This is a genomic window from Cellulomonas sp. Root137, assembly GCF_001426725.1.
GTDB lineage: Bacteria > Actinomycetota > Actinomycetes > Actinomycetales > Cellulomonadaceae > Cellulomonas.
The window spans coordinates 113,085-133,119 of sequence record NZ_LMFG01000005.1 but is presented as its reverse complement, the minus strand read 5'-3'; the positions used below and the strand labels follow the sequence as shown (position 1 = coordinate 133,119).

17 protein-coding genes are annotated in these 20,035 nt (G+C 70.9%); 12 read left to right on the top strand and 5 right to left on the bottom strand.

Annotated elements, in window-relative coordinates; translation table 11 throughout:
- Positions 1-31: 31 nt before the first annotated feature.
- From ASD18_RS20255 to ASD18_RS20240, 4 genes are read right to left on the bottom strand one after another with little or no spacing between them, the layout of a single operon-like run.
- Positions 32-940: a carbohydrate ABC transporter permease gene (locus ASD18_RS20255; protein ID WP_056096887.1), complete on the bottom strand. Its 909-nt coding sequence runs from the start codon at positions 938-940 to the stop codon at positions 32-34.
- Complete coding sequence (locus tag ASD18_RS20250) at positions 940-1,875, bottom strand: carbohydrate ABC transporter permease (protein ID WP_200938656.1); 936 nt, start codon at positions 1,873-1,875, stop codon at positions 940-942. The genes ASD18_RS20255 and ASD18_RS20250 overlap by 1 nt, the downstream gene beginning before the upstream one ends.
- A gap of 2 nt (positions 1,876-1,877) precedes the next feature.
- Positions 1,878-3,167, bottom strand: a complete 1,290-nt coding sequence (locus ASD18_RS20245; protein ID WP_056096883.1) for an ABC transporter substrate-binding protein — start codon at positions 3,165-3,167, stop codon at positions 1,878-1,880.
- A gap of 29 nt (positions 3,168-3,196) precedes the next feature.
- The gene (locus tag ASD18_RS20240; RefSeq protein WP_056096879.1) at positions 3,197-5,365 is read right to left on the bottom strand and encodes an alpha-galactosidase; all 2,169 of its coding nucleotides are present in this window, start codon (positions 5,363-5,365) and stop codon (positions 3,197-3,199) included.
- Between the two features lie 112 nt (positions 5,366-5,477).
- Between ASD18_RS20240 and ASD18_RS20235 the strand changes: the two genes are divergently transcribed.
- The 11 genes from ASD18_RS20235 to ASD18_RS20185 all read left to right on the top strand — a co-directional run bounded on the left by ASD18_RS20235 (position 5,478) and on the right by ASD18_RS20185 (position 17,413).
- Complete coding sequence (locus ASD18_RS20235) at positions 5,478-6,647, top strand: ROK family transcriptional regulator (RefSeq protein ID WP_056096876.1); 1,170 nt, start codon at positions 5,478-5,480, stop codon at positions 6,645-6,647.
- Positions 6,644-8,326 (top strand): alpha-glucosidase, encoded by a 1,683-nt coding sequence (locus tag ASD18_RS20230; RefSeq protein ID WP_056096872.1) that lies wholly within the window; start codon positions 6,644-6,646, stop codon positions 8,324-8,326. The genes ASD18_RS20235 and ASD18_RS20230 overlap by 4 nt, the downstream gene beginning before the upstream one ends.
- A 78-nt stretch (positions 8,327-8,404) precedes the next feature.
- Complete coding sequence (locus ASD18_RS20225; protein ID WP_056096869.1) at positions 8,405-9,169, top strand: DUF2306 domain-containing protein; 765 nt, start codon at positions 8,405-8,407, stop codon at positions 9,167-9,169.
- Positions 9,170-9,177: 8 nt separating this feature from the next.
- Positions 9,178-9,747: a pyridoxamine 5'-phosphate oxidase family protein gene (locus ASD18_RS20220; protein ID WP_056096866.1), complete on the top strand. Its 570-nt coding sequence runs from the start codon at positions 9,178-9,180 to the stop codon at positions 9,745-9,747.
- Positions 9,748-9,980: 233 nt separating this feature from the next.
- Entirely contained in the window at positions 9,981-11,816 is a 1,836-nt protein-coding gene (locus tag ASD18_RS20215) for an acetolactate synthase large subunit (protein ID WP_056096863.1), read from the top strand.
- Positions 11,817-11,819: 3 nt separating this feature from the next.
- Positions 11,820-12,344: an acetolactate synthase small subunit gene (gene ilvN, locus ASD18_RS20210; RefSeq protein WP_056096860.1), complete on the top strand. Its 525-nt coding sequence runs from the start codon at positions 11,820-11,822 to the stop codon at positions 12,342-12,344.
- Between the two features lie 50 nt (positions 12,345-12,394).
- Positions 12,395-13,423, top strand: coding sequence for a ketol-acid reductoisomerase (ilvC, locus tag ASD18_RS20205; protein WP_056096857.1), 1,029 nt, complete (start codon positions 12,395-12,397; stop codon positions 13,421-13,423).
- 112 nt (positions 13,424-13,535) lie between these two features.
- Positions 13,536-14,087, top strand: coding sequence for an ASCH domain-containing protein (locus ASD18_RS20200; RefSeq protein ID WP_056096853.1), 552 nt, complete (start codon positions 13,536-13,538; stop codon positions 14,085-14,087).
- A 63-nt stretch (positions 14,088-14,150) separates the two neighbouring features.
- On the top strand, positions 14,151-15,212 hold the full coding sequence (locus tag ASD18_RS20195) for a 3-isopropylmalate dehydrogenase (RefSeq protein WP_056096850.1): 1,062 nt from the start codon (positions 14,151-14,153) through the stop codon (positions 15,210-15,212).
- Positions 15,213-15,299: 87 nt separating this feature from the next.
- Positions 15,300-16,409 carry a branched-chain amino acid aminotransferase gene (locus tag ASD18_RS20190; protein WP_056096847.1) on the top strand — a complete coding sequence of 370 codons (1,110 nt, stop codon included), beginning with the start codon at positions 15,300-15,302 and terminating at the stop codon, positions 16,407-16,409.
- Positions 16,409-17,413, top strand: a complete 1,005-nt coding sequence (locus ASD18_RS20185) for a serine hydrolase (RefSeq protein ID WP_056096844.1) — start codon at positions 16,409-16,411, stop codon at positions 17,411-17,413. Before ASD18_RS20190 ends, ASD18_RS20185 begins: the two co-directional genes overlap by 1 nt.
- Positions 17,414-17,419: 6 nt before the next feature.
- Here the strand turns inward: ASD18_RS20185 and ASD18_RS20180 are convergent, their stop codons facing one another.
- Entirely contained in the window at positions 17,420-18,028 is a 609-nt protein-coding gene (locus tag ASD18_RS20180) for a hypothetical protein (protein ID WP_235522491.1), read from the bottom strand.
- 366 nt (positions 18,029-18,394) lie between these two features.
- Between ASD18_RS20180 and cimA the strand changes: the two genes are divergently transcribed.
- Positions 18,395-20,020 (top strand): citramalate synthase, encoded by a 1,626-nt coding sequence (gene cimA, locus ASD18_RS20175; protein ID WP_369817332.1) that lies wholly within the window; start codon positions 18,395-18,397, stop codon positions 20,018-20,020.
- Positions 20,021-20,035: the final 15 nt, after the last annotated feature.

The following is a 20,035-nucleotide window of genomic DNA, read 5'->3' as shown; positions in this document are numbered from 1 at the left end:
TCTCGGGGAGCAGGCCCGTCGTCACGTCGGCCTACTTGATCGACCCCCGGGTGACCCCGGAGATGACCCAGCGCTGGCTGAAGATGTAGACCACCAGCAGCGGCGCCATGGCCATGAGGTAGGACGCGAACGCCACCGTGTAGTCGGTGTTGAACTGCCCCTGGAACACGTACTGCGCGAGCGACAGCGTCCGCGCCCCGGGGTCGGTGAGCACCACGAGCGGCATGATGAAGTCGTTCCACGCCCAGACGCACGTGAGGATGCCGACCGTCGCGTTCATCGGTGTCAGCAGCGGGAAGATGATCTGCCGGAACACCCGCCACGTCGACGCACCGTCCACCCGCGCCGCCTCCTCGAGCTCGATCGGGATCGAGCGGATGTAGGCGGTGTAGATGAAGATGTTCAGCGACAGCCCGTAGATCGTGTAGAGCACGATCATCCCGGCCTGGTTGTCGAGACCCAGGAGCGAGGTCTGCTTCACCAGTGGAAGCATGATGATCGGGAACGGGATGAACAGGGCGGCCAGCAGGTAGAAGAACACGCCCTTGAAGAACGGCCGGTGGATGTTCCGCGCGATGCCGTAGGCGACGACCGAGCTGGTCAGCAGCGTGAAGACGACCGACCCGACGGTGATGATCGCCGTGTTCATCAGCGCCTGCGGGAAGCTGGTCCGCTCCCACGCCTCGGCGAAGTTCCCCCAGCTCACCGGGTTCGGCCACTCGAAGCCGGTACCGGCCGCGAGCTGGTCGGGGGTCTTGAGCGCCACGACCACGGCCAGGTAGAGCGGGACCAGGATCGTCAGTGAGCAGACCGCGATCAGTGCGGTCACCCACCAGTTGATCTTGCGGGTGTCGTCGTCGGCGACGTTCTTGGTGCGTCGCCGACGCGGTTCGGGAAGGACCGGCTCGGCCTGGCCGAGCATGGTTCCGGCGGTGGTCATCAGAAGTCCGCCTCTCTGCGCTGAAGCACTCGGAACTGGAAGAGCGAGACGATGGTGATGACGATGAAGAAGATCACCGCGTTCGCGGTCTGGTAGGCGAACTCCCCGCCGGAGAACCCGCCGCGGAAGATGAGCAGGGTGACGGACTCCGTCGCCGTGCCGGGCCCGCCGTTGGTGAGCGCGACGATCGGGTCGAAGACCTGCAGGAAGCCCTTCAGGCTCAGCACGACGTTGATCGTGAAGAAGGCGCTGATCAGCGGGAACGTGATCGACCGGAACGAGCGCCACGCCTTCGCGCCGTCCAGCGACGCCGCCTCGTAGAGCTCGCGGGGGATCGTCTGCAGGCCGGAGAGGTAGATGATGATCGCGAAGGCGCAGGACTGCCAGACGGCCAGGGCGACGATCGCGGTCCAGGCCCACGTCTCGTTGGTCAGGATGTTGTCCGCGAACAGCGGGATGCCCGACAGGATCTTGGGCAGCGAGCTCGAGAAGAAGAACTGGAAGACGTACCCGATGACCAGGATCGCCAGCACGTAGGGCACGAAGTACACGCCCCGCCAGAAGTTGCGGGCCATGATCTTGGCGTTGAGGCCCATGGCGATGGACAGCGAGATCAGGTTGGTCAGCACGGTCGCGGCGATGGCGAACAGGAACGAGAACCCGTACGCCTGCAGGACCCGGTCGTCCTTGAACAGGTTGACGTAGTTGGACAGGCCGACGAAGTTCCAGGCCCCGTACCCGGCGTAGTTCGTCAGGCTGAAGAAGATGCCGACGAGCACCGGGACGGTGTGGAACAGGAAGAACGCGATGACCGCGGGCCAGACCATCCAGTAGAACGTGGTCTGTGCGCGGTCCTTCATGGCGCGCCGCGGCGTGCCGGTGCCGGCGTCGCCGGCCCCGCGTGCCGCGGGCAGGGCTTGCGTGGAGGACGTCATCGTCATTCTCCCGTCACGGGGATGGTGCGAGCGGCGACCTTGCTCCACTCGCTGTCGAGGGTGGCGAGCGCGGCCTCGGCGTCGCCGCTGAACAGGAACTGCTGGTCGATCGCCGCGAGCGGGATGCTGGGCGGGATCTGGTGGTCGATGAAGCCCGCGATGCGGCCCTCGTCGAAGTACGGCGCGACCGACTGGATCGCGGGCTCCTCGCTGAGCTCGGCGCCCTCCACGGACGGGATCATGTTCTGCGAGGCGGCGAACTCCTCGATCACGTCCTTCTGGAACAGGTAGTCGATGAAGCGCAGCGCCTCCTCCTGGCGGGGGGTGTCCTTCGCCATGGTCACGACGACGTCGACACCGGAGACCAGCACGCGGTCGGCGGGGTCCTCGGTGGCCGGGTACGGGAAGATCCCCGCGCGAATGTCGGGGTTGATGCCCTTGATCGGGCTCAGCGCCCAGATGCCCTGCAGGAGCATGGCGACCTCGCCGTTGGCGAACGCGGCGTTGCCGTCGTCGTACGTGGCCCCGCGGTAGCCGTCCTGCATGTAGTCGAACAGCTGGTACTGCTGGTCCATCGCCTCGGCGAAGTTCTTCTGGAACGACACCTCCGAGTCCGGACCCGTCTCCTCGCCCTGCTCGCGCATCTGGTCGAAGAAGTCGTCGCCGGCGGGGTAGGCACCGAGCGCGTTGAAGGAGGGCAGTCCGGTCCACGAGTCGGCGAGGGTCCCGTAGAACGGGGTGATGCCAGCCGCCTGGAGCGCGTCGCAGACCGCGATCAGGTCGTCCCAGGTCTCGGGGACCTCGAGGCCCTGCTCCTCGAAGATGTCCTGGTTGTAGATGACCCCGTTGGCGTTGTTGACGTAGCCGAGGCCGTTGACCTCGTCGCCGTATGTACCCAGGTCCGCGATGATCTCCTGCACCGCCGGGTTGATGGTGTCCAGCACCGGCTCGTCGGCGAAGTCGTAGAAGACCCCGGCCTGCACCAGTCGGCCGAAGTTCCCGCTCGCGTTCAGGGTGATGACGTCGGGCGTCTTGTCCTTCACCAGCAGCGTCCGGATGGCCGTGTCGGCGTCGGCGACCTGGTTCTGGACCACCTTGATGTCGGGGTTCTCGGCCTCGAAGTCCGCGATGATCTGCGTGAAGTCCTCGAGCGCCTCACCCTTGAACTGGAAGAAGCTCAGGGTGGTCACGCCGTCGGACGGTTCGTTCGCACAGCCGCCGACGGCGGCCAGCAGGGCGACCAGGGCGGCCGCGGCTGCAGTGCGACCCCGTCGCTTCTCTCGGTTTCTCATCGTGCGCCTCCTTGCGCGTGTGGACGTGCTCAGGTCTGGGCTACGAGCTCGATGACGGTGGATCGCTGGGGGTACTGGACCGGCGGCCGGAGGCTGACGGCGTCGAGCTCGCGGCCCGTCAGGGTGGTGTCGTGCGTCTGCCAGGCGAGCTCGGACTGACCGGCGGTCCCGGTGGGGCCGCCGACGACGCTGATCCGGTACCGCCGCCCGGGGTCGAGCCCGGGGATCCGGACCCTGCCCGGCGGGTAGGACGCGGTGGTGTCGGTCTGGGTGAGGGTGAACACGGCGGACGAGCCGTCCTGCGCGACGACGCCGCGGACGTCGATGCCCGGCTCGGTGCCGTCGACGTCGACTGTGCGACCGGTCGCGACGAGCGGGCGGATGCGCTTGGCGTACTCCACCCACGCCGCGATGCGACGGCGGGTGGTCTCGTCCGTCGTCGTGAGGTCCCACTCGATCCCGACGTGGCCGAACAGCGCGACCGCGGCGCTGAGGTCGAGGTCCACGGTCCGGCCGGTGGAGTGCACGACGGGGCTGGTCAGGTGCATGCCCATCATCTCGGGCGGCACCACCAGCGCCGTGTACCGCTGGTTCACCAGGCGCTCGAGCGGGTCGAGGTTGTCGCTGGTCCAGATCCGGTCCGTCCGCGCCAGGATGCCGAGGTCGACCCGCGCACCACCGGAGGCGCAGCTCTCGATCTCGAGCCCGGGATGGGCCGCCTTGAGCTCGTCGAGGAGCCGGTAGAGCGCCAGGGTGTGCTCGCGGACGCGGGCCACGCCCCCCGGACCGCTGCCGGCGTCCAGCAGGTCGCGGTTGTGGTCCCACTTCAGGTACGCGATGGGGTACTCGTCCAGCAGGGCGTGCAGCCGGCCGGCGATGAAGGCGTACGCCTCGTCGTGCGCGAGGTCGAGCACCTGCTGCTGACGGGCCGACGGTGGAAGGGTCGTCCGTGCGCGCAGGATCCAGTCGGGGTGCCGACGAGCGAGGTCGCTGTCGGGGTTGACCATCTCGGGCTCCACCCAGAGGCCGAACTCCATGCCCCGGGCGACGACGTGGTCCACGAGCGGGTGGAGCCCGTCCGGCCAGACCGTCGGGTCGACGTACCAGTCGCCCAGGCCGGCGGTGTCGTCGCGACGGCCGGTGAACCAGCCGTCGTCGAGCACGAACCGCTCGACGCCGACGGACGCGGCGGCGTCGGCCAGCGCGGTGAGCCGGTCGAGGGAGTGGTCGAAGTACACCGCCTCCCAGGTGTTGAGGGTGACGGGCCGGTCTCGGCGAGGATGCGCCGGCCGACGGCGCCACTCGTCGTGGAACCGGTGGGCGAGCTCGCTGAGCCCGTCACCCCAGGACCCGATGACCTCCGGCGACGTCAGGGTCGCGCCCGGCGCGAGGACGACCTCCCCGGGGGCGAACAGCTCGCCGCCCGCGAGGATCGCCTCGCCCGACACGGTCCGCTCCGCGACGAGCCGGTGGTTGCCGCTCCACGCGACATGGACCGCGTGGACGCGGCCGCGCTCGAACCCGAACCCTGGCCTACCGGCGGCCAGCACGAGGGTGGCGTCCGCGCCGGGCCGGCCGCGGCGGCTCTCCCGCAGGTAGGTCCCGAAGCCGAAGGGGTGCCGCTGCGGGGATCGTTCGCGCAGGTGGCGGCCGGTGGTGTCGAGGATCTCGGTGGCGTCCCACGGCACGGGGAACGCGAGGTGCAGGTGCTGGAGCGTGTAGGGGGAGTCGCCGGAGTTGCGCAGGGTGATCCGCTGGTGGAGCAGGCCGGCGGTGCCGACGCTGAGCTCCAGCTGCGCAGCGAGCCTCGCCTCCCGGTCGACGAGCGACAGCAGTGCTCGGTGCTCGTCGACCTCGACGCCGACCAGCTCCAGGCGGACGCTGAACGACGCCCCGTCGCGGTGTCCCTCGAGCCCGGGGGTGCCGAGCCAGCCGCCGGCCGGTGAGGCGACGAGCGTCGCGCGGGCGGTCTCGTCCAGCCCGCCCGAGACCCGCTGCGGACGCGCCGCGACGGCCAGGCTGCGCAGCGTCTGCTCGGTGGAGTCGGTCAGCTCCTCGCCCCAGTGCACGATCGCCGGGTTCGGGGCCGCATCGAGGTCGATCACGACGCTGGTGCCGCCGCGGTGGAGGTGGAGCACGCGTCCCTCCGGGGTGGAGTGCGGCCCGTCGGCGGTGATCACCTCGTCGTGGAAGAGCATGAGATAGTTCTAACACGGAATAAACAAGGACCACAAGCCGTGCGAATCGCCGATTCACCCCCGTGCGACCGTTCCTTCATGTCATGATGGAACCAATGAACGGGTCGAGCGGGTGCTGAGCGAGAGCGAGCGCGCGCTCGCGCGCGCAGTGCTCATCCACGGGCCGATCTCGCGCAGCGAGCTGACCAGCCGGCTCGGTCTGTCACCGCCGAGCCTGACGCGCCTGGCCAAGCCGTTCCTCGACCGCGGGCTGCTGATCGAGCTCGACGACCGGACCGACGGCTCCGTCGGTCGCCCTGTCCGCCCCCTTGACGTGCGGCCGGGCCTCGCCCACTTCGCGGGCGTCAAGATCACGGGCGAGTCCCTCCACGTCGTCGCGACGGACGTGCGCGCCGGGCTCCTCGCGTACGAGGAGCACCGCCTCGAGCGCCGCGACCCGGAGGGCGTGGCCGCCGAGATCGCCCGAGCCGTGCGGGGCCTGGGCGTCGACCGCCTCGCGGGCGTCGGTGTGTCGCTCGGCGGTGCCGTCCGGGACGGCCGCGTCGAGTTCGCGCCGTTCCTCGACTGGACGGACGTGCCCTTCGCGGCGCTGGTCGAGGCCGAGCTCGGGGTCCCCGCGTCGATCGAGAACGACCTGGTCGCCCTCGCTGAGGCCGAACGCTGGTTCGGGATGGGCCGGGGCATCCCCGGGTTCGTCGTCATCACCATCGGCGCCGGCATCGGTTACGCGCTCGTGGTGAACGGGCAGGCCGTGCACTCGCGCGAGGCGGGCGTCGGGCTAGGCGGGCACATCCCGCTCGGCACCACCGGACCCGTCTGCCACGCGGGCCACCGGGGGTGCGCCGAAGCCATGCTCACCTCCGGATCGATCGCCTCGCAGGTCTCGGCGGCGCTGCAGCGCCCGGTCGACTACGACGAGGTGCTGCGCCTGGCGGCGCTGGGCGACCCGGCGGCGGCCACCGTCGTCGACGAGGCCGCCGCCGCCCTCGGACGCCTTGTCGCGATGGCCGTCAACCTGACCCTGCAGCCAGCGGCGGTGCTCGCCGGCGAGGGCATCGCGCTCTTCTCCCTCGCCGAGGAGCGGGTGCGGGCGGCGATCGCGGCCGACCGGGACCCGCGCGCCGAGCCCGTCCAGCTGTTCGTCGACGAGTCGGGCTTCTCCGCCTGGGCCCGCGGTGCGGCGACGATCGCGATCCAGGACGCCGTCGACCGCATCGACCTGGACCAGGAGGTGCAGGACCTGGTGCCCGCCTCGGCGGCGACGAGAGGAGCCCTCGCATGACGTGGACGACGCAGGACGCCCCGTGGTGGACCCGGGCCGTGGTGTACCAGGTGTACCCGCGCTCGTTCGCGGACTCCGACGGCGACGGCATCGGTGACCTGCGGGGCATCCTCGGGCGGCTGGACCACCTCGCGGAGCTCGGGGTGGACGTCGTGTGGCTGTCGCCCATCTACGCCTCGCCGCAGGACGACAACGGGTACGACATCAGCGACTACCAGGCGGTCGACCCGGTGTTCGGCACGCTCGAGGACCTCGACGAGCTGGTGGCGGCCCTGCACGAGCGAGGCATGAAGCTGGTCATGGACCTCGTCGTCAACCACACGTCCGACGAGCACCCGTGGTTCGTCGAGTCCCGCGACCCGGCCAGTCCGAAGCGCGACTGGTACTGGTGGCGCCCACCCCGCGCGGGGATGGCGGCGGGTGCACCAGGAGCAGAGCCGACCAACTGGCGCTCGTTCTTCCAGGGGTCCACCTGGGAGCTCGACGAGCGGTCCGACGAGTACTTCCTGCACCTGTTCAGCCGCAAGCAGCCGGACCTCAACTGGGAGAACCCGCAGGTCCGCGAGGCGGTGTACTCGATGATGCGCTGGTGGCTCGACCGGGGGGTCGACGGCTTCCGCATGGACGTCATCAACCTGATCTCCAAGGACACCGCCCTGCCGGACGGCGTGGTCACCGACGGCCTGCTCGCCGACGGCTCGGGGTCCTACGTCTGCGGTCCGCGCATCCACGAGTTCCTGGCGGAGATGCACAAGGCCGTGTTCGCCGGTCGCCCCGAGCGGCTGCTGACGGTGGGGGAGATGCCCGGCGTCACCGTCGAGCAGGCGCGCGACTTCACCGACCCGGCGCGGGCGGAGGTCGACATGGTGTTCCAGTTCGAGCACGTCGGCCTCGACCACGGGCCGGGCGGCAAGTTCGACGTCCGTCCGCTGCGGCTGCGTGACCTCAAGGCGTCGTTCGGGCGCTGGCAGGCCGCGCTGGCCGACGTCGGCTGGAACAGCCTCTACTGGGACAACCACGACCAGCCGCGGATCGTGTCGCGGTTCGGCGACGACGGTCGGTACCGGCGCGAGTCGGCCACGATGCTCGCGACCGTGCTGCACCTGCACCGCGGCACGCCGTACGTCTACCAGGGCGAGGAGCTCGGGATGACGAACGCGCACTTCACGCGGTTCGACCAGTACCGGGACATCGAGACGCTCAACCACGTGGCGGTGGCGACGACGGTGGGCACCGGGTCCGACGAGGACCTGCTGGCCGGCATCGCCGCGATGGGCCGCGACAACGCCCGCACGCCCATGCAGTGGGACGCCTCCCCGCACGCGGGCTTCACGACGGGCACCCCGTGGATCTCCGTCAACGAGAACTACCCGACGGTGAACGCCGAGGCGGAGCGCGCCGACCCCGACTCGGTCTTCCACTACTACCGGGCGCTCATCGCGCTGCGGCACGACGACCCCGTGGTGGCGCTCGGCGACTTCACGATGCTCCTGCCGGACCACGAGCACGTGTACGCGTTCACCCGCCGGCTCGGCGACGTGACGCTCACGGTCCTGGGCAACTTCTCGGGTGAGGTCCAGGAGATCGGGCTCGACCTCGGCGAGCTGGTGCTCGGCAACTACCCGGACCCCTCCGGCCCGGACCTGCGACCGTGGGAGGCGCGGGTCCACCGGTCCTGACCGTCGGGTCTGCCACCGTGCCGACCCGGGGGCTGGCGGGACAGACCGGGGCGTTCCGCGCTCGTTAGCGTCCCGATCATGACGATCGCGACGGCCCCGCCCCACCCGCTGCCCGTCCGGACGCGCCGCCGCTGGGCCGGGTGGACGGCGGTGCTCCTGACCTCGCTCGCGATCGCCGCGTACTCCGTGACGCCGTACCTGACCTCCTCCCTGCGGGCGCTCACGGACGAGGGGTTCGGGCTCGCGTCCGCCTACGTCGACCAGCCCGCGGCCGTGCGTGCCGCGTTCTACGTCCACGTCGTCGGCGGAGGGCTGGCGCTCCTGCTGGGCCCGTGGCAGTTCTGGGCGGGCCTGCGCCGGCGGCTCCCGCGCGTGCACCGGTGGACGGGCCGCACGTACCTGACGGCGGTCGGTGTGGGCGGGGTGGCCTCGCTGGTGATGGCGCCGTTCAACAGCGTGGGCTTCGTGGGGTTCTTCGGGTTCGGCACGCTCGGCGTCCTGTGGCTCTGGACCGGCTGGCGCGGCTACCGGGCGATCCGCTCCGGCGACGTCCGGGCGCACCAGGCCTGGATGATCCGGAACTTCGCGTGCACGTTCGCGGCGGTCACGCTGCGGGCCTGGACGGGCCTGCTGCTGGGGATCCAGATCCCGTTCGTGGACGGCGGGGCGGGCGTCGAGGCGGCGTTCGCCAACGCCTACGCGGCGGTGCCCTTCCTCGCGTGGCTGCCGAACCTCGTGGTCGCCGAGCTCATGGTGCGCCGCCGCGGGCTGCCCGCCCTGCGGATCGTCGACCCCGCGATGCAGGCCGCTGGCTACGCTCGCACGGAGGTCGTCGAGAGGTAGGAGCGGGCGTGGGCAAGGTGCACGAGAGCATCGACGGCCGGCTGCGGGCGTTCGTCGAGGCGCAGCCGATGTTCTTCGTCGCGACCGCCCCGAGCGGCCCGGACGGGCACGTGAACCTGTCACCCAAGGGGATCGCCGGGTCGTTCGTGGTGCTCGACGAGCACACGGTGGCGTACCTCGACCTGACCGCCAGCGGCGCCGAGACGATCGCGCACCTGCGGGACGACGGCCGCATCACGCTCATGTTCTGCGCGTTCGAGGGCCCGCCCAACATCGTCCGGCTGTACGGCCGCGGCCGCTTCGTCACGCTCTACGACGACGGCTTCGACGAGCTGGCCGCCCTGTTCCCGGAGACCCGCGGCGCCCGGGCGGTGATCGTCGTCGAGGTGGACCGCGTCTCCGACTCCTGCGGCTACGGCGTCCCGCGGATGGCGCTGGAGGGGGAGCGGGACCTGCTGCCGCCGTACATGGAGCGCAAGGGCGCCGACGGCCAGGCCGCGTACCGACGCCTGAAGAACCGGACCAGCATCGACGGGCTCCCCGCGTTCGACATGGACCCCGAACCGTCCGCCCCTTGATCCCGTGAACCACGATGTGAGATGGGCGGGAGGCGACGTGACACATCGGAAACGTGGGCGTAGTGTCCACAGCGTGCAGACGATCCTTCTCGTAGTACTTCCTGAGCGCGCCGGCTAGAGGCCTCCCGCACAGGCCTCGTCAGCGCGCTCGCCCCTCGTCCAGCCCGTACGCGGCTCGAGGGGCTTTTTCGTGCTCAGGCAGTACCCACGCAGCACCACCCAGGGAGACATCGATGGTCCAGGGCCCTCACCCGGCACCGCCGCGAACATCCGCGCCCGGCACCTCCGCCGCGTCCCGCGTCCCGGTCCCGACGACGGTCGAGCAGGTCACCGGCGCGCAGTCGATCGTCCGCTCGCTCGAGGAGGCCGGCGTCGAGGTCGTCTTCGGCATCCCCGGCGGCGCGATCCTCCCCACCTACGACCCGCTGATGGACTCCACCAAGGTCCGCCACATCCTGGTCCGGCACGAGCAGGGCGGCGGCCACGCGGCTGCCGGCTACGCCGCCGCGACCGGCCGCGTGGGCGTGTGCATGGCGACGTCCGGCCCGGGCGCGACGAACCTCGTGACCCCGATCGCGGACGCGCACATGGACTCCGTGCCGCTGGTCGCGATCACCGGGCAGGTGGGCGCGTCGCTCATCGGCACGGACGCGTTCCAGGAGGCCGACATCGTCGGCATCACGCTGCCGGTGACCAAGCACAACTACCTGGTGACCGACCCGGACGACATCCCGCGGGTGATCGCCGAGGCGTTCCACATCGCGTCGACCGGTCGTCCCGGCCCGGTGCTCGTGGACATCGCCAAGTCGGCCATGCAGTCGCGCACCACGTTCTCGTGGCCGCAGGACCTCAACCTGCCCGGCTACCACCCGGTCACCAAGCCGCACGCCAAGCAGATCCGCGAGGCCGCCCGGCTCATCGCCACGTCCCGGCGGCCGGTGTTCTACGTGGGCGGCGGCGTGATCCGCGCCCGGGCGTCCGCCGAGCTGCGCGCGCTGACCGAGGCGGCCGGTGCGCCGGTCGTGACCACGCTCATGGCCCGCGGCGCGCTGCCCGACTCGCACCCGCAGAACCTCGGCATGCCCGGCATGCACGGCACGGTCGCCGCCGTGGCCGCCCTGCAGAAGGCCGACCTCGTCGTCGCCATGGGTGCCCGGTTCGACGACCGCGTGACGGGCCTGCTGTCCAGCTTCGCGCCGAACGCGACGATCGTGCACGCGGACATCGACCCGGCCGAGATCGGCAAGAACCGCACGGTCGACGTGCCGATCGTCGGTGACCTCAAGGAGGTCATGGCGGACCTGCTGCCCGAGCTCGCCCGCGAGCACACGCAGCACGGCAAGCCGGACCTCGAGGAGTGGTGGCGTCAGCTGGACGACTGGCGCTCGACGTTCCCGCTCGGGTTCGACGAGCCCGCCGACGGCCACCTGGCCCCGCAGTACGTCATCCAGCGGATCGGTGAGCTGTCCGGGCCGGAGTCGATCTTCGCCGCGGGCGTCGGCCAGCACCAGATGTGGGCCGCGCAGTTCATCAAGTACCAGCGGCCCAACTCGTGGCTGAACTCCGGGGGCCTGGGCACCATGGGCTACGCGGTGCCGGCGGCGATGGGCGCCAAGGTCGGCGACCCGTCGCGGACCGTGTGGGCGATCGACGGCGACGGCTGCTTCCAGATGACCAACCAGGAGCTGGCCACCTGCACGATCAACGAGATCCCGATCAAGGTCGCGATCATCAACAACTCGTCGCTCGGCATGGTGCGGCAGTGGCAGACCCTGTTCTACGAGTCCCGCTACTCCAACACCGACCTGAACACGGGTCACGGCACCGTGCGGATCCCCGACTTCGTGAAGATGGCCGACGCCTACGGTTGCGCGGGGCTGCGCTGCGAGACCGTCGGTGAGGTCGACGCGACCATCAAGCGGGCCCTCGAGATCAACGACCAGCCGGTCGTCATCGACTTCACCGTGTCGCGCGACGCGATGGTGTGGCCGATGGTCGCCGCCGGCGTCTCCAACGACGACATCCAGTACGCGCGGGGCATCTCCCCGGCGTGGGACCGGGAGGACTGAGCCATGTCCCGTCACACCCTGTCGGTCCTCGTGGAGAACAAGCCCGGCGTGCTCACGCGCGTCGCCGGCCTGTTCGCGCGACGGTCGTTCAACATCCACTCCCTCGCGGTCGGTCCCACCGAGCACGACGAGATCTCGCGCATCACGGTCGTCGTCGACGTCGACGCCCTGCCGCTCGAGCAGGTGACCAAGCAGCTGAACAAGCTGATCAACGTCATCAAGATCGTCGAGCTGGAGGACTCCGCGTCCGTCCAGCGCGAGCTGCTGCTGGTGAAGGTCAAGGCCGACGCCACGCAGCGCACCGGGGTCCTCGAGGTCGTCCACCTGTTCCGGGCGCACGTCGTCGACGTCGTCCCGGACACCGTCGTCATCGAGGCGACGGGCGGACCGGGCAAGCTCGACGCCCTGCTCGCCGCCCTGGAGCCGTTCGGCATCCGGGAGATCGTGCAGTCCGGCACCGTGGCCATCGGCCGCGGGTCGCGCTCGATCACCGACCGCGCCCTGGAGCGCGTCAACCGCTCCGCCTGACCATCCGTTTCATCGCAGAACCCACCTGCACCAACCTGAGGAGACCCATCGTGGCCGAGCTGTTCTACGACGACGACGCCGACCTGTCGATCATCCAGTCCAAGAAGGTCGCCGTCATCGGCTACGGCAGCCAGGGGCACGCGCACAGCCTCAACCTGCGCGACTCCGGCGTCGACGTGACCGTCGGCCTGCGCGAGGGCTCGGCGTCCCGTGCCAAGGCCGAGAACCAGGGCCTCACGGTCGCCTCGGTGGCCGACGCGGTCCGCGAGGCCGACGTCGTCGTCATCCTGGCGCCCGACCAGGTGCAGCGGATCGTGTACCGCGACGAGATCGAGCCCAACCTCAAGGACGGCGCCGCGCTCGTCTTCGGCCACGGCTTCAACATCCGCTTCGGCTACATCAAGCCGGCCGCGCAGCACGACGTGCTCATGGTCGCCCCCAAGGGCCCGGGTCACCTGGTCCGTCGCGAGTACGTCGACGGGCGCGGCGTGCCGGTCATCGTCGCGGTCGAGCAGGACGCGTCCGGCTCCGCCTGGGACCTCGCGCTCTCCTACGCCAAGGCGATCGGTGGCCTGCGCGCCGCCGGCATCAAGACGAGCTTCACCGAGGAGACCGAGACCGACCTGTTCGGTGAGCAGGCCGTCCTGTGCGGTGGCGTGTCGCAGCTCATCCAGTACGGCTTCGAGACCCTGACCGAGGCCGGCTACCAGCCCGAGGTCGCGTACTTCGAGGTCCTGCACGAGCTCAAGCTGATCGTCGACCTGATCTTCGAGGGCGGCATCACCAAGCAGCGCTGGTCGGTCTCCGACACGGCCGAGTACGGCGACTACGTCTCCGGTCCGCGCGTCATCACGCCGGACGTGAAGGAGAACATGAAGGCCGTGCTGGCCGACATCCAGAACGGCGCCTTCGCCGAGCGGTTCATCAACGACCAGGACGCCGGGGCGCCGGAGTTCAAGGAGCTGCGCGAGAAGGGCCAGAACCACCCGATCGAGCCCGTGGGCCGCGAGCTGCGCAAGCTCTTCGCCTGGGTCAAGCCGGCGGAGTCCGACTACGTCGAGGGTTCCGCAGCGCGCTGATCCCTGCTCCATGGAGCGGCACCCCGGCTCCGGCCGGGGTGCCGTTCTGCGTGGTCGTGCCGGTCACCTGCGGGTACGCAAGGATGGGCGGACGACCGACGGAGGGAAGACGATGACCGACCAGCAGGTGGAGCCGCCCGAGGGTGTCGAGGGCGCTGTCGAGGACGAGCGGATCGCGGCGTTCTGGCAGGCGGCCCGGGGGCACGTCGGGTTCGGCAAGCTGGACGCCATCGTCGGCGGGACGCCCGAGGACGTCGTGCCGCCGCCGTCGTGGTCGTACGGCGACGACGCCGAGGCCGAGGACCTGCTGGCCCGCGTGCTCGACGGACGCAAGACGGCCACCGCGCTCGCGGTCGCCGAGCTGGAGCAGGTCGGCCTGGAGCTCCCGCGCGTCGGTGACCTGTCGATCGTCGTCGACGGCGAGGGCACCCCGCGGGCGCTGCTGCGCACGACGGAGGTCGAGGTCGTCCCGTTCGACCAGGTCGGGGCCGAGCACGCCGCGGCGGAGGCCGAGGACGACGGATCGCTGGAGCAGTGGCGCGTGCACCACGAGGAGTCGTGGCGGCGGGTGCTCGGCGAGGCCTTCTCGCCGTCGCTGGACGTGATGCTGGAGCGGTTCGAGCTGATCTACCCGACGACCGGTCCGACGCCCGCGGTCGACTGAGCGGCGCGTTCCGTCAGATGAGACACTCGTCCCGAGCGGTGGGACGGGGTCTACGCTCGATCCATGGTCGACACCGCTGCTGCCCGGGACATCCGCCTCGCCGTCGTCGCTGGTGACGGCATCGGCACGGAGGTCGTCGAGCAGGGTCTGCTCGCGCTGGACACGGCGCTGCACGGCAGCGGGGTCACCGTCTCGACGACGGACTTCGACCTGGGCGCCCGCCGCTACCACGCGACCGGCGAGACCCTCACGGACGCGGACCTCGAGGCGATCCGTGCGCACGACGCGATCCTGCTGGGCGCCATCGGTGACCCGAGCGTGCCGTCGGGCGTGCTCGAGCGCGGGCTGCTGCTCAAGCTGCGCTTCGCGCTGGACCACTACGTCAACCTGCGCCCGAGCCGCCTGTACCCGGGCGTGGCCTCGCCGCTGGCCCACCCGGGCGAGATCGACTTCGTGGTGGTCCGCGAGGGCACCGAGGGCCCGTACGTCGGCAACGGCGGCGCCATCCGCGTGGGCACCCCGCACGAGGTGGCCAACGAGGTGAGCGTGAACACCGCGTTCGGCGTCGAGCGCGTGGTCCGCGACGCGTTCTCCCGTGCCGCGGCCCGTCCGCGCAAGAAGCTCACGCTGGTGCACAAGCACAACGTGCTCGTGCACGCCGGCCACCTGTGGCGCCGCACGGTCGAGGCCGTGAACGCCGAGTTCCCCGACGTGACGGTCGACTACCTGCACGTGGACGCGGCGACCATCTTCCTGGTCACCAACCCGGCGCGGTTCGACGTGATCGTCACCGACAACCTGTTCGGCGACATCCTCACGGACCTGGCTGCGGCCATCACCGGCGGCATCGGGCTCGCGGCGTCGGCCAACATCAACCCGGACCGCACGGCTCCGAGCATGTTCGAGCCCGTGCACGGCTCGGCCCCCGACATCGCGGGCCAGGGCAAGGCGGACCCCACGGCGACGGTGCTGTCGGTCGCGCTGCTCCTCGAGCACCTCGGTCTGCCGGAGGCCGCTGCGCGCGTCGAGAAGGCGGTCGCCGACGACATCGCCGACCGCGCGACGGACCGAGTACGGTCGACGGCCGAGGTGGGCAAGGACCTCGCCGCGCGCATCGCCGGCTAGTCCGTACGCAGGCACCACGCCTCCGTCTGTCACCCGGCCGTCCTCACCGGTACCGTCAAACCTGACTCTGGTGAAAGGCCCCCGCACATGAGCACCACGACCCACCCCACGTCCGCCGACCTCTTCAGCGTCACGCGGACCGACACCCCCGTCGCCGACGAGCAGCGCGAGGCAGCGCTGGCGTCGCCGAAGTTCGGCACCGTCTTCACGGACCACATGGCCCGCATCTCGTACTCGAACGAGGACGGCTGGAGCCGTCGACGGGTCGAGAAGTACGGCCCCCTGCTGCTGGACCCGGCCACGGCCGTCCTGCACTACGGGCAGGAGATCTTCGAGGGCATGAAGGCGTACCGGCACGCCGACGGGTCGGTGTGGACGTTCCGGCCGCGCGACAACGCGGCCCGGTTCGCGCGCTCGGCCCGACGCCTCGCGCTGCCCGAGCTGTCCGAGGCGGACTTCCTCGGCGCCATCGAGGCGCTCGTGGCCACCGACGTGGTCTGGGTGCCGTCCGGCGAAGAGACGAGCCTGTACCTGCGCCCGTTCATGTACGCCTCGGAGACGTTCCTCGGTGTGCGGCCGTCGCTCGAGGCGGAGTTCCTCGTCATCGCGTCACCCGTCGGCCCCTACTTCGCCGGCGGGGTGCGGCCGGTGGCCATCTGGGTGGACCAGAAGTACCACCGCGCCGGGGCGGGCGGGACCGGTGACGCCAAGTGCGGCGGCAACTACGCCGCGAGCCTGCTCCCGCAGCAGGAGGCCTACGCCAAGGGCTTCGAGCAGGTGTGCTTCCTCGACGCGTCGACCAACACCCAGCTCGAGGAGCTCGGCGGCATGAACGTGTTCGTCGTGCACGCCGACGGCAGCGTGGCGACACCCCCGATCTCCGGCTCGATCCTCGAGGGCGTCACGCGCTCGTCGATCCTGCGGCTGCTCACCGACGCGGGCCACGAGGTCTCCGAGCGCCAGATCCCGCTCACCGAGCTGCGCGAGGGCCTGGCGGACGGCTCCGTGCGCGAGGTCTTCGCGTGCGGCACCGCCGCGGTGATGACCCCGATCGGCCGCATGGCCAGCGACGACTTCGACCTCACGGTCGGCGACGGCGAGGCCGGTCCGGTCACCACGCGCATCCGCGCAGAGCTCACCGACATCCAGTACGGCCGCGCCACCGACCGGCACGGCTGGTTGCACCGCCTCGTCTGATGACACTGGCAGCGGACGTCGACCGCCTCGCGGCCGAGAGCGACTTCGCGGGAGTGGTGCGGGTGGACCGCGCCGGGAACACGGAGCTCTCGGCCGCGTACGGCCTCGCGGACCGGCGGCACGGCATCCCCCTGACGCCCGACTCGCAGGTGGCGATCGCGAGCGGGTCGAAGGGGATGACCGCGCTCGCGGTGATGAGCCTGGTCGAGGACGGCACGCTCTCGCTGGGGACGACCGCGCGCTCGCTGCTGGGCACCGACCTCCCGCTCATCGCCGACGACGTCACCGTCGAGCACCTGCTCGCACACACCTCGGGCATCGGCGACTACCTCGACGAGGACGACGACGTCCCGATCAGCGCGTACGCGATGACGGTCCCCGTGCAGCACCTGGCCACCACGGAGCAGTTCCTGGCGGTCCTGGACGGGTTCCCGACCGCGTTCCCCGCGGGGCAGAAGTTCTTCTACTGCAACGGCGGCTACGTCGTGCTCGCCCTGCTGGCGGAGCGCGCGTCCGGGGTGCCGTTCCACGACCTCGTGCGCCAGCGGGTCTGCGCGCCCGCCGGCCTGGAGGACACCGACTTCCTGCGGTCGGACGCGCTGCCCGGCAGGGCGGCCCTCGGCTACGTCGAGATGGACGGTGAGTGGCGGACCAACGTGTTCCACCTGCCCGTGCTCGGGACCGGCGACGGCGGGATCTACACCACCGGCGCGGACGTGCACCGGTTCTGGACCGCCCTGTTCGCCGGCGCGATCGTGCGCCCGGAGACCGTGGCCCAGATGGTGCGGCCGCGCAGCACGGCGCCGTACGACGACCGGCGGTACGGGCTCGGGTTCTGGGTGCACCCGACCCGTGACGTCCCCCAGCTCGAGGGCTACGACGCGGGCGCGTCGTTCCTGAGCCAGCACGACCCCGCCGAGGGGCTCACGGTGACCGTCGTCGGCACGACCGCCGAGGCGGCGTGGCCGCTGGCGAAGCTGCTCCAGGCGCGGCTGGTGGACTGAGCCGCCTCAGTCGATCGGCGCCCCGGCGCGCAGCGTGCGGCTCAGCACGCCGAGCAGCAGCGACCAGATCGCGATGCCGATGAGCGCGTTCACGATGCCCGCGGAGATCGACGACTCGAGCTGGTCGGTCCAGGTCAGCGGCAGGAGCGCGGCGGTGAGCGTGCCGAGGAACATGATCCAGCCGAAGAACGCCTTGGGCTTCGGGGTGGTGAGCACGAGCAGGTGGAGCAGCCCGCCGGCGAGGACCGCGAGGACCGCGGCACCGACCACGTAGGCGGCTCCGGTCGAGTTCGTGCCGAAGAGGTCCTGCACGGCGAGCTCGATCGAGAGGATCTGGTCGACGATGACGACGCCGACCAGGCCGACGAGCGCCGCGACGAGCGCCGTCGCGACGACCCCGGCCCAGAACCGCCCGGCGTCCACCGACGGGTCCGCAGGGCGCGCCGGGCGCGCGGGGCTGGGTGCGGCTGCGGGCGGGACCTGGGCGGGTTGCAGCGCGGCCGGGAAGACCGCGGTGGGCTCCGGTGCAGGGGCTGGGGGCGGGGGGGGCGACGGGGCCGGCGTGGAGTGCGGGAAGGCGGACTGACGATCCGGAGGGGGAGTCGGGATGGACATGGTGCCTCCTGGTAGGTCGACCCACCTTGCGTACCGCCGATGACGGTCCGTGTCCACGGTAGCGAATCGGACAGCTCGGACACGGGGGGATCGGACATCCGTTGCGGCGCACCTGTCCAAGGCGTGGAACGCGTGACCACGGATGGTGACGTGTGCCACCATGCACGGGTGACCCGCTCCTCCCTCATTATCGAGTAGCGCGTCGGCCCACCAGCTGACGCGCAGACCTCCCGTACCCCGGGGGGTCTTTTTGTTGGTCGGAGCACCACCCCCGCCCCGACTACCGTCGACTGCACCGGCACACCCCCGCCGGCGGATCGTTCTCAGCAGCACCGACGTCGCCCGTCCCAGCACCGAAGAGAGCCCATCGTGTCCGTCCCCGCCAGCACCCCGTTCCAGGTCTACGACACGACCCTGCGCGACGGCGCGCAGCAGGAGGGGATGAACCTCTCCGTCGCCGACAAGCTGGCCATCGCGCCGCTGCTCGACGAGCTCGGGGTGGGCTTCATCGAGGGCGGCTGGCCGGGCGCAGTGCCCAAGGACACCGAGTTCTTCAAGCGGGCCGCCAAGGAGCTGGACTTCCGCAACGCCGAGCTGGCGGCGTTCGGCAGCACCCGCAAGGCGGGGACGCGCGCGGTGGACGACCCGCAGGTGCGCGCGCTCGTCGACTCCGAGGCGCCGGTCGTCGCCCTCGTCGCCAAGCACGACCTGCGGCACGCGGAGCGGGCGCTGCGCACCACCGGGGACGAGAACATCGCGATGATCGCGGACACGGTCGCGTTCCTGGTGCGCGAGGGGCGCCGCGTGGTCGTGGACGCGGAGCACTTCTTCGACGGCTACCGGTTCGACCCGGCGTACTCCCGGGCGGCCGTGCTGGCGGGCTTCGAGGCGGGCGCCGAGGTGGTCGCCCTGTGCGACACCAACGGCGGCATGGTGCCCGCGTGGGTCTCCGACATCGTGCACGAGATCCGCGACGCGGTCGGCCCCGACGCCGTGCTGGGCATCCACGCGCACAACGACTCGGGGTGCGCCATCGCCAACACGCTCGCCGCGGTCGAGGCCGGGTGCACCCACGTCCAGGGCACCGTCAACGGGTACGGGGAGCGCACCGGGAACGCCGACCTGCTGTCCGTCGTCGCCAACCTGCAGCTGAAGTACGGCCTGCCGGTGCTCAAGGTCTCCGAGGGGCTTCCGGGCGGCCTGACCGAGCTCACCCGGATCGCGCACGCGATCAGCGAGATCACCAACATCTCGCCGTTCGCGCGGTCGCCGTACGTGGGCGCCAGCGCGTTCGCGCACAAGGCCGGCCTGCACGCGTCGGCCATCCGCGTGGACCCCGACCTGTACCAGCACACCGACCCGGCCAACGTGGGCAACGACATGAGGATGCTCATCTCGGACATGGCCGGCCGCGCCTCGATCGAGCTCAAGGGCCGCGAGCTCGGGTTCGACCTCGCGGGACGTCCGGAGCTGCTCGGCCGGGTCACCGACCGGGTCAAGGACGCCGAGGCCAACGGCTACACCTACGAGGCGGCCGACGCGTCGTTCGAGCTGCTGCTGCTCGAGGAGATCGACGGCCAGCGACCCCAGTACTTCCGCGTCGAGTCGTGGCGGACCATCGTCGAGCGCTCCGGCGGGCGGGGCACGCCGGCCACCGCCGAGGCGACCGTCAAGCTGCACGCCGGCGGCGAGCGGATCGTCAGCACGGGCGAGGGCAACGGGCCGGTGAACGCGCTCGACCACGCGCTGCGGCAGGCGCTGGTCACGGTCTACCCGGAGCTCGAGGCGTTCGAGCTCATCGACTTCAAGGTGCGCATCCTCGACTCGATGCACGGCACCGACGCGGTCACGCGGGTGCTCATCGAGATGACCGACGGCCAGCGGTCGTGGAGCACCGTCGGTGTGGGCCCGAACCTGCTCGAGGCGTCGTGGGAGGCGCTCACGGACTCGGCCATCTGGGGCCTGCGTCACCGCGGAGTCACCCCCCGCTGAACTTCATCCCTGCGC